The sequence below is a fragment of the Psychromicrobium silvestre genome (genome assembly GCF_013408295.1).
Classification (GTDB): Bacteria; Actinomycetota; Actinomycetes; order Actinomycetales; family Micrococcaceae; genus Renibacterium; species Renibacterium silvestre.
The window spans coordinates 1,079,312-1,094,477 of record NZ_JACBYQ010000001.1 but is presented as its reverse complement, the minus strand read 5'-3'; the positions used below and the strand labels follow the sequence as shown (position 1 = coordinate 1,094,477).

Genomic DNA, 15,166 nt, shown 5'->3' with positions numbered 1-15,166 from the left:
GAGTGAGTACCATCGTCTACGACTGCACAATAGAGTCCCAGCGCGCTGAAGGCTTGGCGCATGCCAAAAAAGCGATCGAGCAGAAGCAGACCATCGTGATGCCGACGGATACCGTCTATGGCATTGCTGCGGATGCTTTCTCTCCGGTCGCGGTGGCTACCTTGCTTGCCGCCAAGGGCCGTGGGCGTTCAATGCCGCCGCCCGTGCTGATTCAGCGAATCCAGACCCTGGACGGATTGGCCACCGAAGTCAGCGATGATGCCCGCAAACTTGCGGAAGCCTTCTGGCCCGGCGGGCTGACTATGATCTTTCACGCTCAGCCCTCCTTGGAATGGGATCTGGGTGATGCACTGGGAACCGTGGCCCTGCGGATGCCAGACGATGCCCTGGCCCTGGACCTGCTGACTCTGACCGGCCCTCTTGCGGTGTCCTCGGCGAATCGGACCGGTCAGCCGACCGCCCGTAATGCCGCCGAAGCCAGGGAGCAGCTGGGTGAGGTGGTTGAGGTCTACCTGGGTGAGGGTGAGCGACCCCGCGCCGGCGCGGAAGAGATTCTGCCTTCCACCATTGTCGATGCCACCGGGGAACGGCTTCGAGTGGTCCGGGCAGGAGCGATCACGCTAGAACAACTGCGCGCCGTGGTGCCCGGGGTACTCGATATTGGGGAAGAAGTAACGGCTCAGGAGATGCCAGCGGAGGTTCCGAGCGAGAGCTCCGCTGAGCACACCGCCGGGAGTTCGGCCGAGGCGCAGGACACCGCGCAGGCTCAGGACGCCGAATGAAGATGACCCGCGTCGTTGCGGTTCTGGTCAGTTTCAATCGAGAAGAACTGCTCCGCAATGCGATTGCCGCTATTGTCGCCGCAGATCAGCTTCCCGCAGCCCTAGTCGTGGTGGATAACGGATCTAGCGACGGTTCCGTGGCGTATTTGCGCAGTCTGGACTTGCCCTTCGACTATGAGCTCGTCGAGCTGAATCGCAATACCGGTGGAGCCGGTGGTTTCACGGTGGGCATGGCACACGCCCTAGCCGGGCACCGACCGGACCTGCTCTGGATTATGGATGACGATACCGAGCCACATCGGAATACCCTAAGCGAGGCGGTGGCGCTGTGGGAGCGGTATCCATCCGCTCAGCCCCCGGTCTTCGTGGCCAGCCGGGTGTTATGGACGGACGGCCGGGACCATCCGATGAATTCTCCGCGAACTCGCTTCGGAGCAGCTGGCGCAGAGCGCGCCAAGGCGGCCAAGCTGTCCGCCCGGGTGGTCCGTTCGGCTTCCTTTGTTTCCCTTTTTGTCTCGGCTGAGGCAGTCCGACGCGATGGTTTGCCGGTGGTTGACTATTTCCTCTGGAACGATGATTTCGAATTCACCGCCCGGCTAGCCAAGGACGGCCTGGCCCTGGCCAGCGAGAAGTCCACGGTGAGCCACCACACCAAGGTTTTTGATTCCAACACCGTCGATGTGGGGGAGCGGTTCTACTTCGAGGTGCGCAATAAGCTCTGGATGTTCACCAGATCCTCCGCGCTGACTGCGGGTGAGAAGCTGCTCTATGGCGGCGCTACTTTGCGGCGCTGGCTTTCCATGGTGAGTCGCAGTTCCTCTCGCTCGGTGGTGTTACGCGCGGGCTTGCGGGGTGCTCGGGAGGGTTTGCTAAAACGACCGCGAGCAAACGATCAGGCGCTCGAAGGTGTTCATCGACTGCCGGCGTGGAAACTCGAGGCAACGGCTTCTGCGGTGGCTCCGGCGGAGTTTTCGGTTTTGTTACCGGTCTATGCGGGCGACGACGTAGCAAAGTTCCGGCGTGCCCTGGACTCGGTCACGGTGCAGCAGAGCCGGCCGCCTGCCGAGGTCGTGATTGTTCGCGATGGCCCGGTCTCTCCGGAGATCGAAACTTTGCTGCGGGAAGTAGAAAGCTCCCTTCCGGGCGCCAAGGTACTGCGCCTGGAGCAGGCAACGGGGCTGGCTCAAGCTCTGGATGCAGGCTTAGCCGCCTGCAGCAATGAACTGGTGGCCAGGATGGACGCCGACGATATTTCCTTAGCCGAACGATTCGAACGGCAACTGCCCTATTTAGAGGCTGGCTACGACATTGTCGGTTCAGCTATCGAGGAGATCGGTGAGGATGAGTCCCGGGTGCTTGCCTATCGCCCGGTGCCCTTGGATGAGCGGGAGATCTTGGACAGCTCCGGATTCCGCAGCCCCTTCCACCACCCTTCGGTGGTGTATCGGAAGAGCGCCGTGCTACGCGCCGGGGGATACGGGGAAACCCCGGGCGTGGAAGATTACTGGCTCTGGCTGAGGCTCTTGCATCAGGGCGCCAGGCCGGTGAACTTAGCCGAGCCACTGCTGCGCTACCGAGTCTCCGCGGGCGCCTATCACCGCCGTGGCGGGCTAAAAATGCTTTCCTCGGAGTTTGGCCTACAGAATCGGATGCTCGCAGCCAGGTATATCAGCCCGTTCGGATGGTTGCGTAATGTGCTGATTCGTGGCGGCTATCGCTTGATTCCGACGGCGGTTCGCAAGGCGGGCTATCGAGGTGCCTTTACCCAGTCCCCGGCTGAGCCCACACCGAACTCCGACTCACCGGAGCGCTGAGGAGGCCGTGCCAGCCGCGATCGATGGCAGAATTAGCTGCATGACTCCAGTCGTGCGGTCCTGTGCTGTGCACCTGGGGCGGAGCACCGATGCCCCTGTTTCCTACCGCGAGGTCGCCAAAGCATGACGATCTACCTCCTCATGATGGCGCTGGCCGCCGTGCTTTCTTATGCGGCGACCTGGGGTGCGCGCGGACTGGCTCGAAAGTTTCAGGTTTATACCCCCATCCGAGAACGTGACGTGCATTCCGACCGGGTGGCCCGCCTGGGTGGGGTGGGACTCTTTGTCGGGTTCGCCGTCGTGCTGGTTGTAGCCTCCAATACTTACTTTGTGAAGGGCATTTTCAAGGACACCTTTGGCCCCTGGGGCATTTTGATCGGTGCCGCTATTGTGGTGGCCGTGGGCATTGTGGACGATGTTATCGATCTGCGCTGGTGGATCAAACTATTGGGCCAGATCGCTGGGGCGTTGGTAGTGGCGACTTGGGGGGTGCGTATGCTCGTCTTTCCCTGGCCGGGCGGGCCGCTGCCCATTGACTCGAAGCCCTTACAGTTCATACTTACCGTGTTCTTCATCGTGCTGGTGATGAATGCTTTCAACTTCATCGATGGCCTGGACGGTTTGGCCGTGGGCGTGGCTGCGATCAGCGGACTGGCCTTCTTTCTTGGTTCCTACTGGGTCCGCCGTAGCTCGGGAGTCACCGACTGGTCGGACCTCTCTACCTTGCTGATGGCGCTACTGGTTGGCATTTGTGTGGGATTCCTCGTGCATAATTGGCACCCGGCCAAGATCTTCATGGGTGATTCCGGCTCCATGCTGATTGGTCTGATTGTGGCTTCTGGCAGTATCGCCGCGCTAGGGCAGAAGGTCGTCGGGAATGGCTTCTATGACCGAATTGGTGGAGTCTCGGCCATCGTTCCCATCGTGTTGCCGGTAGCGATTCTGCTGGTCCCCCTGCTCGACCTCTCGCTCGCGGTGGTCCGCCGTACGATGGCCGGGCGCTCACCCTTTGCCGCAGATCGAGGGCACCTACATCACCGACTGCTGGATTTGGGTTACTCGCATCGTGGGGCCGTGCTGTTGATGTATGCCTGGACTTTCGTGATGGCCTTCGGTGGGATTGCCTTCGCCTTCTTCCGCTGGCAGCTGGTGATCATAGTTGATCTCATCGTGGTGTCCCTGATGGTGCTGATCACGGTGCTGCGGGCTAAACAACTGAGTAGGAACCATGAATTGGGGACCGAGCGGAACCCGGTGCAGGGCGAGTCTACGGCTGGTTCATAGCCCTGACACAAGCACTGTTCTATCTCGTGTAGAATTCATAGTGCGTTGCTGCTCCGATCGCAGTATCGTCTTCCTGTTTCGCTGGCTTCCAGACCAAAGCCTGAACTAGATTGGGTTCCCATGGACGACTCCCACCCCGCAGCTGCTCCGCAGCCTGCGCTGGTTGAGGCGTCCGGTGCCACGGAATCTCCTTGGCTCCGCATTCTGCTTCGTTGCCTTTTTTTCACCGTTCCGGCCATCGTGCTGATCGCTATCATCTCGGTTTTTTCCGCCGGGTTCTCCGGTGTTTTCAGCGCCCTCTTCGGCGGCGGCCTGGTGGTGCTTTTCTTCGCCATTTCTTTGCTTATAGGCCATTTTGTGGGCCGTAAGAACCCGACCGCCGCCCTGAGCGCGTTTGCGGTGGCTTATGTGATCAAATTTGTTGGCTTCGCGGCGCTATTGCTTATTATCGGATCACCCAGCTGGCTGGATGGGCTGTGGTTCTTTGTCGCTGCTCTTGCCTCGGTATTGGTGTGGCAAACCGTGGAGATTGTGGTTTTCGCTCGGACTCGGCAGCAGGTTTTTAACGACCCAGTCGAGCCGGAGGTGAAACCGCAAAATGGCTAAGAAATCACGGACCCCGGAAGCTACTTTGATCTCCGCGGCAGCAGGCGGTACTGACGCCCCCGCAGGGACTAATACCTACAACGCCGGAATGACTGTGTTCAGCTACATTATTGGCGGAATCGTGGTCTGGAGTTTGATAGGGTGGGGTTTGGACACTTTGTTCAAAACTCATTGGATAGTGCTTGTCGGTGCCCTGTCAGGGCTTGCCGGAGGGCTGTACCTTTCCTTTGCTCCGAGATTTCGTAGCCAGCAAGTCAAAGAAGATGTGGCTCGCGAGGATGATCGGTCGTGACGGGACAATCTTATCTAGCACGTTTTGAAAAATTCATAACTGAATGTTGGTCTACGACACTCAGAATCATGCCCAATGAAGGACACTGCAGAGAGGAAACGCGTTGATCGCGCTTGTGCTCCCCGCCGAAGGCTCGTCTAATGGCGACTTCAACCCCCCGGGAATCGACGATGCTGGCCTGCCTGGTGCCTGGTTCGCTTGGGATGGCATCGGTAAATACCATGTCCTGATCGTGCTCTCGGTTATTTTGATCGCAGCTTTCTTCTTGCTGGCTGGCCGCAAGGGGAAACTGGTACCGGGACGGCTACAGTTTGCTGGTGAATTAGCCTACGGCTTCGTCCGTAACTCCATCGCCAAGGACATTATTGGCGGCCGGGACTTCATCAAGTACGTACCGATGTTGTTCACTTTGTTCTTCTTCATCGTGGTGAACAATATGTTCGGGGCCATCCCGATCCTAGAGATCCCGACCTTCTCCCACGTCGGCGGCGCCTATGTGCTGGCGGGAGTGGTGTATCTAACCTGGATCATACTGGGAATCAAGAAGAACGGTTTCCGCTACTTCAAGCTTTCGGTGGTCCCCTCGGGAGTGCCCGGGTATTTGCTGGTCATGGTGGTGCCGATCGAGATCATCTCGAACTATCTGGTCCGACCCATGACGCACTCATTGCGTCTTTTCGCCACCATGCTCGCCGGGCACATGATCGTGCTGATGGCCGGTTATGGCACCGAGTTCCTGCTTGAGCAAGAGAACGTATTGCTCAAAGGAACCTCAATCTTGGTGATTGCGGGATTCTTAGGCATGTACTTCCTGGAACTGTTAATCATGTTCCTGCAGGCTTACGTTTTTACACTTTTGACCGCAACCTATATTGAAGGTGCCATCCACGCGGATGCGCACTAGCGTTCTTACCAAAGAAGGATTCCCGACTGGGATATCTCCAACAACCTACCGTCACCGTGGCGGTATCTTGAAAGGAAAATCATGACTGGCTCTCTCAACATGATCGGTTACGGCCTCTCCGCTATCGGTGGTGGTATCGGCGTGGGTCTGGTATTCGCTGCCTACGTCAGCGGCGTTGCTCGTCAGCCGGAAGCACAGCGTGTGCTGCAGCCCATCGCCTTCCTGGGGCTGGCCTTCACCGAAGCGCTCGCGATCCTCGGTTTGGTTTTCGCGTTCATCATCAAATAAGTCCAAGGTCAAAGCCGTTGGACTTATGTCCATGCAGATAAGGAGAGGTAGCCGGTGAGTAACCTCAATATCGTCGCTGCCGCTGAAGAAACCAACCCGATTATTCCAAACATCTGGGATATGGCTTTGGTACTTCTCGGTTTCGTGATCTTGCTCTTCATCGTGGTCAAGTTCGTCGTCCCGATGTTCGAGAAGACTTTCGCTGAGCGCACCGAGGCCATCGAAGGCGGCATTGCCAAGGCTGAGCAGGCACAGGCTGAGGCTACTGCAGCACTCGAAGAGTACAAGCAACAGCTCACCGATGCCCGCACCGAAGCGAACCGCATCCGTGAGGAAGCCCGCGAAGAAGGCGCGCAGATCCTTGCCGACCTGAAAGCTAAGGCTGCTTCGGAGTCCGCCCGGATCACCGAGCAAGCTCACACTGCCATCGCCGCAGAACGGCAGGCTGCCGTGGTTTCGCTGCGTACCGAGGTGGGTAGCCTGGCTACTACTTTGGCTGGTCGGATTGTGGGGGAGTCGCTTGAAGATGACGCCCGTTCGGCTCGTGTGGTGGATCGCTTCCTGGCGGATCTTGAGGATCACAGCGCAGTGAGCAATACCGAAGGCGCAGCTAAATAATGGCCGGAGTATCGAGTGCAGCCCAAGCCAAGGTTCTAGAAGAGCTGGAGCCACGGCTTGCCAGCGCTTCGCTGTCCTTAGCTGGGGAATTGTTCTCCGTGCTCGGCACCCTCGATAGCTCGGCTGGCTTGCGTCGAGCGCTGACTGATCCAGCTCGTGAATCAGCGGCTAAATCAGCGCTGCTGGCTTCGCTAGTGGGTGGCAAAGTCTCTGCGGAAGCGGAGCAAGTTGCCGACTCACTGGCTGCCGAGCGCTGGTCAGCTTCGCGAGACTTCGGTGATGCACTGGAAACAGTTGCAGCAACTGTAGCCATTGCGGTGGCCGAAAACACGGCTGGGGGCGCTGGCCTTGAAAAGTTGGAGAACGATTTGTTCTCCTTCAACCAGGTCGTTGAGTCCAGCCATCAGGTGCAGCGTGCTCTGGGCGAACCGCAGGCGAGCCCCGAAGCTAAGGCGAAACTTGCCCTAGCGTTGGTGCCCGAAGCCGGGGAACCGGCACAGCTTTTGATCAGCCAGGCAGTGCGGAGTCCTCGCGGTGTGCAGGCTTCCAAGCTGGTTGAGCGTTTTGCGACTCTGGCGGCGCAACGTCAGCAGCGCTGGATCGCAACGGTCACGGTGAGCCGCCCGCTCAGCGAGGACCAAGCCGGTCGTTTGCACGCTGGTTTGAATAAGCTTTACGGCCGTGAACTCAAGGTCAATATCAGCGTCGATCCGACGCTCATTGGCGGGGTTCGGGTCAAAGTGGGCGATGAAGTGGTTGACGCTACGGTAATCGCTCGTCTAGGAGAGCTTCGCCGGCAACTTGCTGGCTAAGCAGAAGTACCACAGTACATAGAGGTTGTCGCAGCAAGCGGCAGCCATGATTGAGGAGAGCAGGGACTGCAGATGGCCGAATTGACCATCAACGCCGACGACGTGCGTAATGCGTTGAACGAGTTCGCGGCGTCCTACGAGCCTGGCAACGCAGAACGTGTCGAAGTTGGCCGGGTTACCACCGCCAGCGACGGCATCGCCCGGGTCGAGGGACTTCCCTCGGTCATGGCGAACGAACTGTTGCGCTTCGAAGACGGCACCCTGGGCCTGGCCCAGAACCTCGACGTGCGTGAAATCGGCGTCATCATCCTCGGTGACTTCACCGGCATTGAAGAAGGCCAGGAAGTTCACCGCACCGGTGAGATCCTCTCGGTTCCGGTGGGCGATGCCTTCCTGGGTCGTGTTGTTGATCCGCTGGGTATGCCGATTGACGGACTTGGCGAAATCGAAGCCGAGACCACACGGGCACTGGAACTTCAGGCTCCCGGCGTGACTGAGCGTAAGTCGGTGCACGAGCCGCTACAGACCGGGTTGAAGGCTATTGACGCCATGATCCCGATCGGTCGGGGCCAGCGTCAGTTGATCATCGGTGACCGTAAGACCGGTAAGACCGCGATCGCCGTCGACACCATCCTCAACCAGCGCGCAAACTGGGCTTCCGGAGACGTTGAGAAGCAGGTTCGCTGCATCTACGTCGCTATCGGCCAGAAAGCCTCCACCATTGCGGAGGTTCGCCAGACCCTTGAGGATAACGGCGCCCTGGAGTACACCACCATTGTGGCTTCTCCGGCTTCCGATCCGGCAGGCTTCAAGTACCTGGCTCCGTATGCGGGCTCGGCAATCGGCCAGCACTGGATGTACGCCGGCAAGCACGTTTTGATCATCTTTGATGATCTCTCCAAGCAGGCTGAAGCCTACCGTGCGGTGTCCTTGCTGCTGCGCCGCCCGCCGGGACGTGAAGCCTACCCCGGTGACGTGTTCTACTTACACTCTCGCTTGCTGGAGCGTTGTGCCAAGCTCTCCGATGAGCTCGGTGCGGGTTCGATGACCGGTCTGCCGATCATCGAGACCAAGGCTAACGACGTCGGTGCCTTTATTCCGACCAACGTCATCTCGATCACCGACGGACAGATCTTCTTGCAATCCGATCTGTTCAACGCCAACCAGCGTCCCGCGGTGGACGTCGGCATCTCGGTGTCCCGCGTTGGCGGTGCCGCTCAGGTGAAGTCGATGAAGACGGTTTCCGGTACCTTGAAGCTCGATCTAGCTCAGTACCGGGATATGCAGGCTTTCGCGATGTTTGCCTCCGATCTGGATGCGGCTTCCCGTCAGCAGTTGACCCGTGGTGCCCGGTTGATGGAACTGCTCAAGCAGCCCCAGTACACCCCGTTCCCGGTGGAGGAGCAGGTCGTTTCGATCTGGGCCGGCACCAACGGTCATTTAGACGACGTTCCCGTTGAGGACATCAATCGCTTCGAAACCGAGTTCCTGGAGCACCTGCGCCACACCTCGGGAGTCTTGACCACCTTGGCGGAAACCAAAAAGCTCGAGAACGACACGGTCGAAGCCTTGAAGACTTCTATTGCGGACTTCAAGAAGGGCTTCTTCGGCGACGGCGACAATCACTTGGTTGGTGCCGGGCATGAAGAGTTCGATTCGCTTTCCGAAGCGGACGTCGACCAAGAGAAAATCGTCAAGCAGAAGCGCTAGCAAGCGGTTTCCGAGCCCCGGCTCTGCGGATCTCTTCGCGGAGCCGGGTTCCTCGCAAAAACCTTAGGCTGTTAGGAAAGGATAAGAATGGGAGCCCAGCTTCGGGTCTACCGCCAGAGGATCAAATCGACTCAGTCGATGGGAAAGCTCTTCAAGGCGATGGAACTGATCGCCACCTCGCGCATCGGCAAGGCGCGCGCGCGAGTTGTGGCTTCGCTGCCTTACGCCAATGCGATCACCCGCGCCGTCTCGGCGGTAGCTTCTCAATCGGAAATCGATCATCCGCTGACCACCGAGCCGGAGCAGATCCGGCGCGCGGCAGTGCTTGTACTGACTTCCAACCGAGGTCTGGCCGGTTCGTATTCCGCGAGCGTGCTCAAGCAAGTGGAGCAGCTCAACGGGCTTCTGCAGGCCGAGGGCAAGGAAGTCAAGACCTATTTGGTCGGTAACAAGGCTCAAGCCTATTTCCAGTTCCGTAATCGTCGATTCACCAAGTCGTGGCTTGACGCCACGGACGCTCCGGAATTTGCTACGGCTAAGGAGATCAGCAAGGTTCTGTTGGCTGAATTCGCTAAGGACTTTGAAGACGATGGCGTGGACGAGATTCACGTTGTTTACACTCGGTTCGTCTCCATGGTGACCCAGGTTCCTACCGTGATCCGCCTGTTGCCCTTGGAAGTAGCTGAAGAACAGGTCACCGAATCCTCCGAGCTGCTGCCGCTGTACGAGTACGAGCCAGAACCGGAAAAGGTCCTGGATGCACTCTTGCCCCGCTACATTGAGGCACGAATCTTCAACGCCATGTTGCAAGCTGCGGCCAGTGAACTCGCTGCCCGCCAGCGGGCAATGAAGTCCGCTAGCGACAACGCTCGCGATCTGGTTAAGAAGTTCACCCGGCTTGCTAATACGGCTCGCCAGGCTGAAATCACCCAAGAGCTATCCGAAATTGTGGCCGGCGCCGATTCGCTGAGCGCATCCTAAGCCGGTAGAAGAAGTAAAAAATGAGCACCACGCCATCTACACCAAGTGAAGTGAGAGAGATGACTGCCACAGCAACCGAACAGGGAACTAGTTCTGACAACGCTGGCGCTACGGGCCGCATTGCCCGCGTTATCGGGCCGGTTGTCGACGTCGAGTTCCCGGCTGACGCCATCCCCGGTATTTACCATGCCCTGACCGCCGAAATCACCTTGAACGGCGCAACGCACACCGTGACCTTCGAGGTCTCCCAGCACCTGGGCGACAATCTGGTCCGCGCTATTTCGCTTCAGGCCACTGACGGCTTGGTGCGTGGCGCCACGGTCACCGATACCGGGGCTCCTATCTCGGTTCCGGTGGGAGACGTGGTCAAGGGCCATATCTTCAACGTGCTGGGTCAGCCGCTCGATGTCAAAGAGTCCGAGCTGGAGATCACGGAGCGTTGGCCGATTCACCGCAAGCCCCCGAGCTTCGACCAGCTCGAAGGTTCCACCGAGATGCTGGAGACCGGCATTAAGTCGATCGACCTGCTCACCCCGTACATCAAGGGTGGCAAGATCGGACTCTTTGGTGGTGCCGGTGTCGGTAAGACCGTGCTGATCCAGGAAATGATCACTCGTGTGGCTCGTAACTTCGGTGGCACCTCGGTGTTCGCTGGCGTGGGGGAGCGCACCCGTGAAGGTAACGACCTCTGGGTCGAAATGGAAGAAGCCAATGTGCTCAAGGACACCGCACTTGTCTTCGGCCAGATGGATGAGCCGCCGGGAACGCGTTTGCGTGTGGCGCTGTCCGCGCTGACCATGGCGGAGTATTTCCGCGATGTACAGAACCAGGACGTGCTGCTCTTCATCGATAACATCTTCCGCTTCACTCAGGCCGGTTCTGAGGTTTCCACCCTGCTGGGTCGGATGCCTTCTGCAGTGGGCTACCAGCCCAACCTGGCCGATGAGATGGGCTTGCTTCAGGAGCGCATCACCTCGACCCGTGGTCACTCCATCACCTCGATGCAGGCGGTTTACGTACCGGCTGATGACTACACCGACCCGGCTCCGGCGGCGACCTTCGCTCACTTGGACGCGACCACTGAACTTTCTCGTGAAATCGCTTCCCGTGGTCTCTACCCGGCTATCGATCCGCTGACCTCCACCTCCCGTATCCTCGACCCGCAGTACGTGGGCAAGGAGCACTACACTACGGCCACCCGGGTGAAGCAGATCCTGCAGAAGAACAAGGAACTTCAGGACATCATCGCCATCCTTGGCGTTGACGAACTCTCCGAAGAGGACAAGATCGTCGTCTCCAGGGCGCGTCGCATCCAGCAGTTCCTTTCCCAGAACACCTACACGGCCAAGCAGTTCACCGGCGTCGAGGGCTCCACGGTCTCCATCAAGGACACCATCGAGGGCTTCAATGCGATCTGCAACGGCGATGTTGATCACATTGCTGAGCAGGCGTTCTTCAACATTGGCGGCTTGGACGATGTAGAGCGTCAGTGGGCGAAGATTCAGGATTCCACGGGGTCCAACTAAGATGGCCGAACTCGAAGTTGAAATCGTCGCGGCGGACCACTTCGTGTGGTCCGGCGCGGCGAGCCTGGTCAAAGCGAAGACCTCCGACGGCGAAATCGGCATCTTGCCGGGGCACGCCCCGGTTTTGGCGATCTTGGCTGCCGGCGAACTGGAGATTGTCCCGGTCGATGGTGAACGCCTTCACGTGACCGTTGACGGTGGTTTCTTCTCGGTAGACAGCAACCGCGTGGTCATCGTTGCCGATAATGCCAAACTCACGACTGGTGGCTCCTCCGCTGAGGCCTCCTCCGCAGGGATTCGATAACCACTGACGATGAACGAGCTGCTTGGATGAACGATTTGGGGGGTCCGTTCTTCATTATTGGCTTGCTCTTCCTTCTAGTCATACTTTCCTTGTGTCTTTTTGGGATTAGGCGCTTTCAATTGCGCCGAGCCTTGGGCACAGTAGACGCCTCCATCTGCCTAGCGGACAACCGCTGGCGGATGGGGGTTTGTCGTTACCAGGACAAGGACTTGGAATGGTTTCGGCTGCTTTCTCTCAGCCCGCGGCCGCGCTATACCTTCCGCCGCAGCGGCCTGGAGGTACTGGGACGCCGGGCGCCCAGCGAACTGGAGCGGCCTCTCGTGCAACCCGAGTCCGTGATTGTCATGTTGCGCTGCCAGGAGCAGGAATTCAAGATGGCGATGAAATTTGATGCCTATGCCGGGCTAAGTTCCTGGCTTGAGGCTGGCCCCGTAGTGGGCGTGGGAACCTGGCGCTGAGCCAACAGTAACCGGACGACGGCGTTGGGCCGCGTGTTAGCGCTGCTCAGCTGTGGCGCTCAACTAGTGCACAACGGTTGGGGATAGCCCACCGACTTCGGGATAGTCCATTGTCGCGTCGGTAGGCTATCGCGAAGCTATTGAGCTATCGCGAGTAAAGACGCCGCAACGGGAACCTGTTTACCTTGGAAGACGCCGCGACGGGATCCTACAGCGACGGAACCTACCCACGGTTTGTCCCATAGCTGAGGGAACTCATAAGCCAAGAGCCTCGGGGCCAATCAAACTCCGGGCACAAAAATGGCCCCCGGCCGAAGCCAGGAGCCATTCTCTCGAAGCGAAGCTCGATTAGAGGACGATAACGCCAGTGGCCTGAGGGCCCTTTGCGCCTTGTCCGATTTCGAATTCTACGCGCTGATTCTCATCCAGGGTCCGGAAACCCTTGGTCTGAATCTCGGAGTAGTGAACGAAAACGTCACTGTCCGAATCATCAGGGGTGATGAAGCCGAAGCCCTTTTCAGCGTTGAACCATTTGACGGTTCCCTGAGCCATTTACTGTTCTCCTCGTGGTGAAACGTTGTGAAATTGCACCCAAATGTGCAACTCCCCAGTTACTGCGCGAGAAGAATCCTGATCGACGATTATCGTCTGCCCGGGCGCTTCACGCTCGCAACTTGTCTTGCGAGCATGAAAAACACGTACACAAAGACTGCTCTAAGCATTCCATGTGCATCAGCTCAGGTCAATGTCGGCGCGTCGAATGAAGCCGAAAGTTAATCTAAACTTTGCTTTTTCGCTTAATTATTTGCTTTATGCAACAGAATTTAGCCCCGCAGGCTCTGTTGGAGGGAAAAATTAATTCCTGAGCCAGTTGCCGCCGCGTAGTACCGATTTGAGTTCACCTGCGGCATCAATAATCACGCCATCGGCTCGCAGCCCGCGGCGCAGCCCACCCACTTCATCGGAAAGCCCCAACACGGTGGCTGGTACCGCCGTCGCACTGAGAACCGCATCTTCCAGAGGAACTCCGGCGGCGGCTGTGCGCAAAACTACCTGAAGCAGGGTTGCGGTGCCGCCGGCGATCGAACCAGTGCTGTCCAGGGTGGCGACGCCTTGACTCACGCTGACCTGAGCCGGACCCAGCCGGTAGCCGCCGTCGCTCAGGCCGGTAGCAGCCATTGAATCGGTGACCAGCAGGATGTTCTTGGCTCCCACCAGCTCGAAGACGGTGAGTACCGTCTGCGGGTCCAGGTGAGTGTTGTCGGCGACCAGCTCGACGGCGGCTTGCCCGGCTTTCGCGGCACGTAAACAGGCTGCGACCGGGCCGGGGGCACGATGGTGCATGGGGGGCATGCCGTTGAAGAGATGAGTTACGGTGGGCCGACCGGTATTACCGTCGAAGCCAGCGGCTGCTAGACCCTCGCGAGCCTGTGCCAAGGAACCCGCTGCGGTTGGCGCATCCGAATCGGTGTGTCCCAGCGAGGGGGTCACGCCGTGGCTGGTGAGTAGATCAATCAGCGCGGCGGCGCCTTCCAGCTCCGGAGCATAGGTCATGGTGACGATCTTTCCTTCGCCTGCTTCGATCAGTCGCCGAGCCAATTCCAGATCGGGGGCACGCAGGAAGGCCGGATCTTGAGCGCCGCAGCGAGCCTCGGAGAGGAAGGGGCCCTCCAGGTGGATGCCCGCCAGTAGGCCCTCTTTGCTCAGTCGCACGTAGAGCTCGATGCCGCGAAGTAGGTCCTCCTCCGAAGCGGTCACCATCGAGGCGAGCAGGGTGGTGGTGCCGCTGCTGTGCAGGAAGTCGATGGCTTTACGAGCGCCAGCTTCCTCCCCGCCAGGGAAATCTCCGCCTACGGCACCATGATTGTGGATGTCAATCAGGCCGGGCAGGATCAGCGAACCTGCGTCGAGCCTGGTCTCCACGGCTCCCGTGGGGGGAACGAAGCCGGCGGCTGGGCCCGCATAGCTGATCCGGTCGCCCTCGGTGGCCAGCACGCCGTCGTTGATCCGCTGACCATCGCTTAGCAGGGTGCCATAGATGAGCTTTTGCTGGGCGGCGGCGCTGGGAGTGATCATGTACTCAGAATAAACGCGATGCGCTGTCGTCCACGCCTCGCATGGCGTCATAATCTAGGGTGATGCAGTCGATGCCTCGGTCGGTAGCCAGCACCCTGGCCTGCGGCTTGATCTGCTGGGCGGCGAAAATACCGCGGACCGGCGCCAGCAGTGGATCTCGGTTGAGCAGTTCGAGGTAGCGAGTGAGTTGTTCGACGCCGTCAATATCGCCGCGGCGTTTGAGCTCGATGGCCACGGTGGCGCCCTTGGCATCCCTGGCCAGAATGTCTACCGGACCAATCGCGGTGAAGTATTCGCGCCGGATCAAGGAGAAGCCGGTGCCTAGGGTCTCGATCTGCGCGGCGAGTAGGCGCTGCAGATCCGCCTCCACGCCGTCCTTGATCAGTCCCGGATCAGTCCCGAGTTCGTGTGCCGATTCATGGATTTTTTCCAAAATGCTGATCACCAGGCGGTCATCGCTTTTCACTGCCTGCACGGTCCACTGCTCCACCACGCCGTCCTCCAAGGAGTCCTGTTGGACATGCAGGGTAGCCGGTGGGCTCATCCAGTTCAGCGGTTTATAAGAACCACCGTCGGAATGGATCAGTACCGAACCGTCCGCCTTCACCATCAGCAAACGAGTCGCCTCGGGGAGGTGGGCCTTGAGCCGGCCTTCATAGTCAACTGAGCAACGAGCAATCACCAAACGCACAGCAAAACTCTACCCTGCGG

Annotated in this window: 17 protein-coding genes; 14 read left to right on the top strand and 3 right to left on the bottom strand. The window is 59.0% G+C overall.

The features are described 5' to 3' along the window. Positions 1–2 precede the first annotated feature (2 nt). The 14 genes from FHU41_RS05155 to FHU41_RS05090 all read left to right on the top strand — a co-directional run bounded on the left by FHU41_RS05155 (position 3) and on the right by FHU41_RS05090 (position 12,379). The gene (locus tag FHU41_RS05155; RefSeq protein ID WP_179388527.1) at positions 3–782 is read left to right on the top strand and encodes an L-threonylcarbamoyladenylate synthase; all 780 of its coding nucleotides are present in this window, start codon (positions 3–5) and stop codon (positions 780–782) included. Beyond that, the gene (locus tag FHU41_RS05150) at positions 779–2,596 is read left to right on the top strand and encodes a glycosyltransferase (RefSeq protein WP_179388526.1); all 1,818 of its coding nucleotides are present in this window, start codon (positions 779–781) and stop codon (positions 2,594–2,596) included. The genes FHU41_RS05155 and FHU41_RS05150 overlap by 4 nt, the downstream gene beginning before the upstream one ends. 123 nt (positions 2,597–2,719) lie before the next feature. Next, positions 2,720–3,880 carry an MraY family glycosyltransferase gene (locus tag FHU41_RS05145; protein WP_179388525.1) on the top strand — a complete coding sequence of 387 codons (1,161 nt, stop codon included), beginning with the start codon at positions 2,720–2,722 and terminating at the stop codon, positions 3,878–3,880. 120 nt (positions 3,881–4,000) lie between these two features. Beyond that, complete coding sequence (locus tag FHU41_RS05140) at positions 4,001–4,486, top strand: Cg1360 family ATP-synthase-associated protein (RefSeq protein ID WP_179388524.1); 486 nt, start codon at positions 4,001–4,003, stop codon at positions 4,484–4,486. Next, positions 4,479–4,778: an AtpZ/AtpI family protein gene (locus FHU41_RS05135; RefSeq protein WP_179388523.1), complete on the top strand. Its 300-nt coding sequence runs from the start codon at positions 4,479–4,481 to the stop codon at positions 4,776–4,778. Before FHU41_RS05140 ends, FHU41_RS05135 begins: the two co-directional genes overlap by 8 nt. Positions 4,779–4,881: 103 nt before the next feature. Beyond that, complete coding sequence (gene atpB, locus FHU41_RS05130; RefSeq protein WP_179388522.1) at positions 4,882–5,682, top strand: F0F1 ATP synthase subunit A; 801 nt, start codon at positions 4,882–4,884, stop codon at positions 5,680–5,682. Positions 5,683–5,763: 81 nt separating this feature from the next. After that, a complete protein-coding gene (locus FHU41_RS05125; RefSeq protein WP_179388521.1) occupies positions 5,764–5,970 on the top strand; it encodes an ATP synthase subunit c family protein in 207 nt (68 codons plus the stop codon). Positions 5,971–6,024: 54 nt separating this feature from the next. Then, a complete protein-coding gene (locus FHU41_RS05120) occupies positions 6,025–6,588 on the top strand; it encodes a F0F1 ATP synthase subunit B (protein WP_179388520.1) in 564 nt (187 codons plus the stop codon). Then, entirely contained in the window at positions 6,588–7,400 is an 813-nt protein-coding gene (locus FHU41_RS05115) for a F0F1 ATP synthase subunit delta (RefSeq protein WP_179388519.1), read from the top strand. The genes FHU41_RS05120 and FHU41_RS05115 overlap by 1 nt, the downstream gene beginning before the upstream one ends. A gap of 72 nt (positions 7,401–7,472) precedes the next feature. After that, a complete protein-coding gene (gene atpA, locus FHU41_RS05110; RefSeq protein ID WP_179388518.1) occupies positions 7,473–9,110 on the top strand; it encodes a F0F1 ATP synthase subunit alpha in 1,638 nt (545 codons plus the stop codon). Between the two features lie 87 nt (positions 9,111–9,197). Beyond that, the gene (locus FHU41_RS05105) at positions 9,198–10,091 is read left to right on the top strand and encodes a F0F1 ATP synthase subunit gamma (protein WP_179388517.1); all 894 of its coding nucleotides are present in this window, start codon (positions 9,198–9,200) and stop codon (positions 10,089–10,091) included. A gap of 59 nt (positions 10,092–10,150) precedes the next feature. Beyond that, positions 10,151–11,617, top strand: coding sequence for a F0F1 ATP synthase subunit beta (gene atpD / locus FHU41_RS05100; RefSeq protein WP_179388516.1), 1,467 nt, complete (start codon positions 10,151–10,153; stop codon positions 11,615–11,617). A 1-nt stretch (position 11,618) separates the two neighbouring features. Further along, positions 11,619–11,921: a F0F1 ATP synthase subunit epsilon gene (locus FHU41_RS05095; RefSeq protein ID WP_179388515.1), complete on the top strand. Its 303-nt coding sequence runs from the start codon at positions 11,619–11,621 to the stop codon at positions 11,919–11,921. A gap of 26 nt (positions 11,922–11,947) precedes the next feature. Beyond that, positions 11,948–12,379, top strand: coding sequence for a DUF2550 domain-containing protein (locus FHU41_RS05090; protein ID WP_179388514.1), 432 nt, complete (start codon positions 11,948–11,950; stop codon positions 12,377–12,379). 348 nt (positions 12,380–12,727) lie between these two features. Here FHU41_RS05090 and FHU41_RS05085 read toward each other — a convergent pair whose 3' ends face one another. The 3 genes from FHU41_RS05085 to nucS all read right to left on the bottom strand — a co-directional run bounded on the left by FHU41_RS05085 (position 12,728) and on the right by nucS (position 15,146). Continuing rightward, entirely contained in the window at positions 12,728–12,931 is a 204-nt protein-coding gene (locus FHU41_RS05085; protein ID WP_045074651.1) for a cold-shock protein, read from the bottom strand. 303 nt (positions 12,932–13,234) lie between these two features. Continuing rightward, positions 13,235–14,455 (bottom strand): N-acetylglucosamine-6-phosphate deacetylase, encoded by a 1,221-nt coding sequence (locus FHU41_RS05080; protein ID WP_179388513.1) that lies wholly within the window; start codon positions 14,453–14,455, stop codon positions 13,235–13,237. 4 nt (positions 14,456–14,459) lie between these two features. Next, complete coding sequence (nucS, locus tag FHU41_RS05075; RefSeq protein WP_179388512.1) at positions 14,460–15,146, bottom strand: endonuclease NucS; 687 nt, start codon at positions 15,144–15,146, stop codon at positions 14,460–14,462. Positions 15,147–15,166 lie beyond the last annotated feature (20 nt).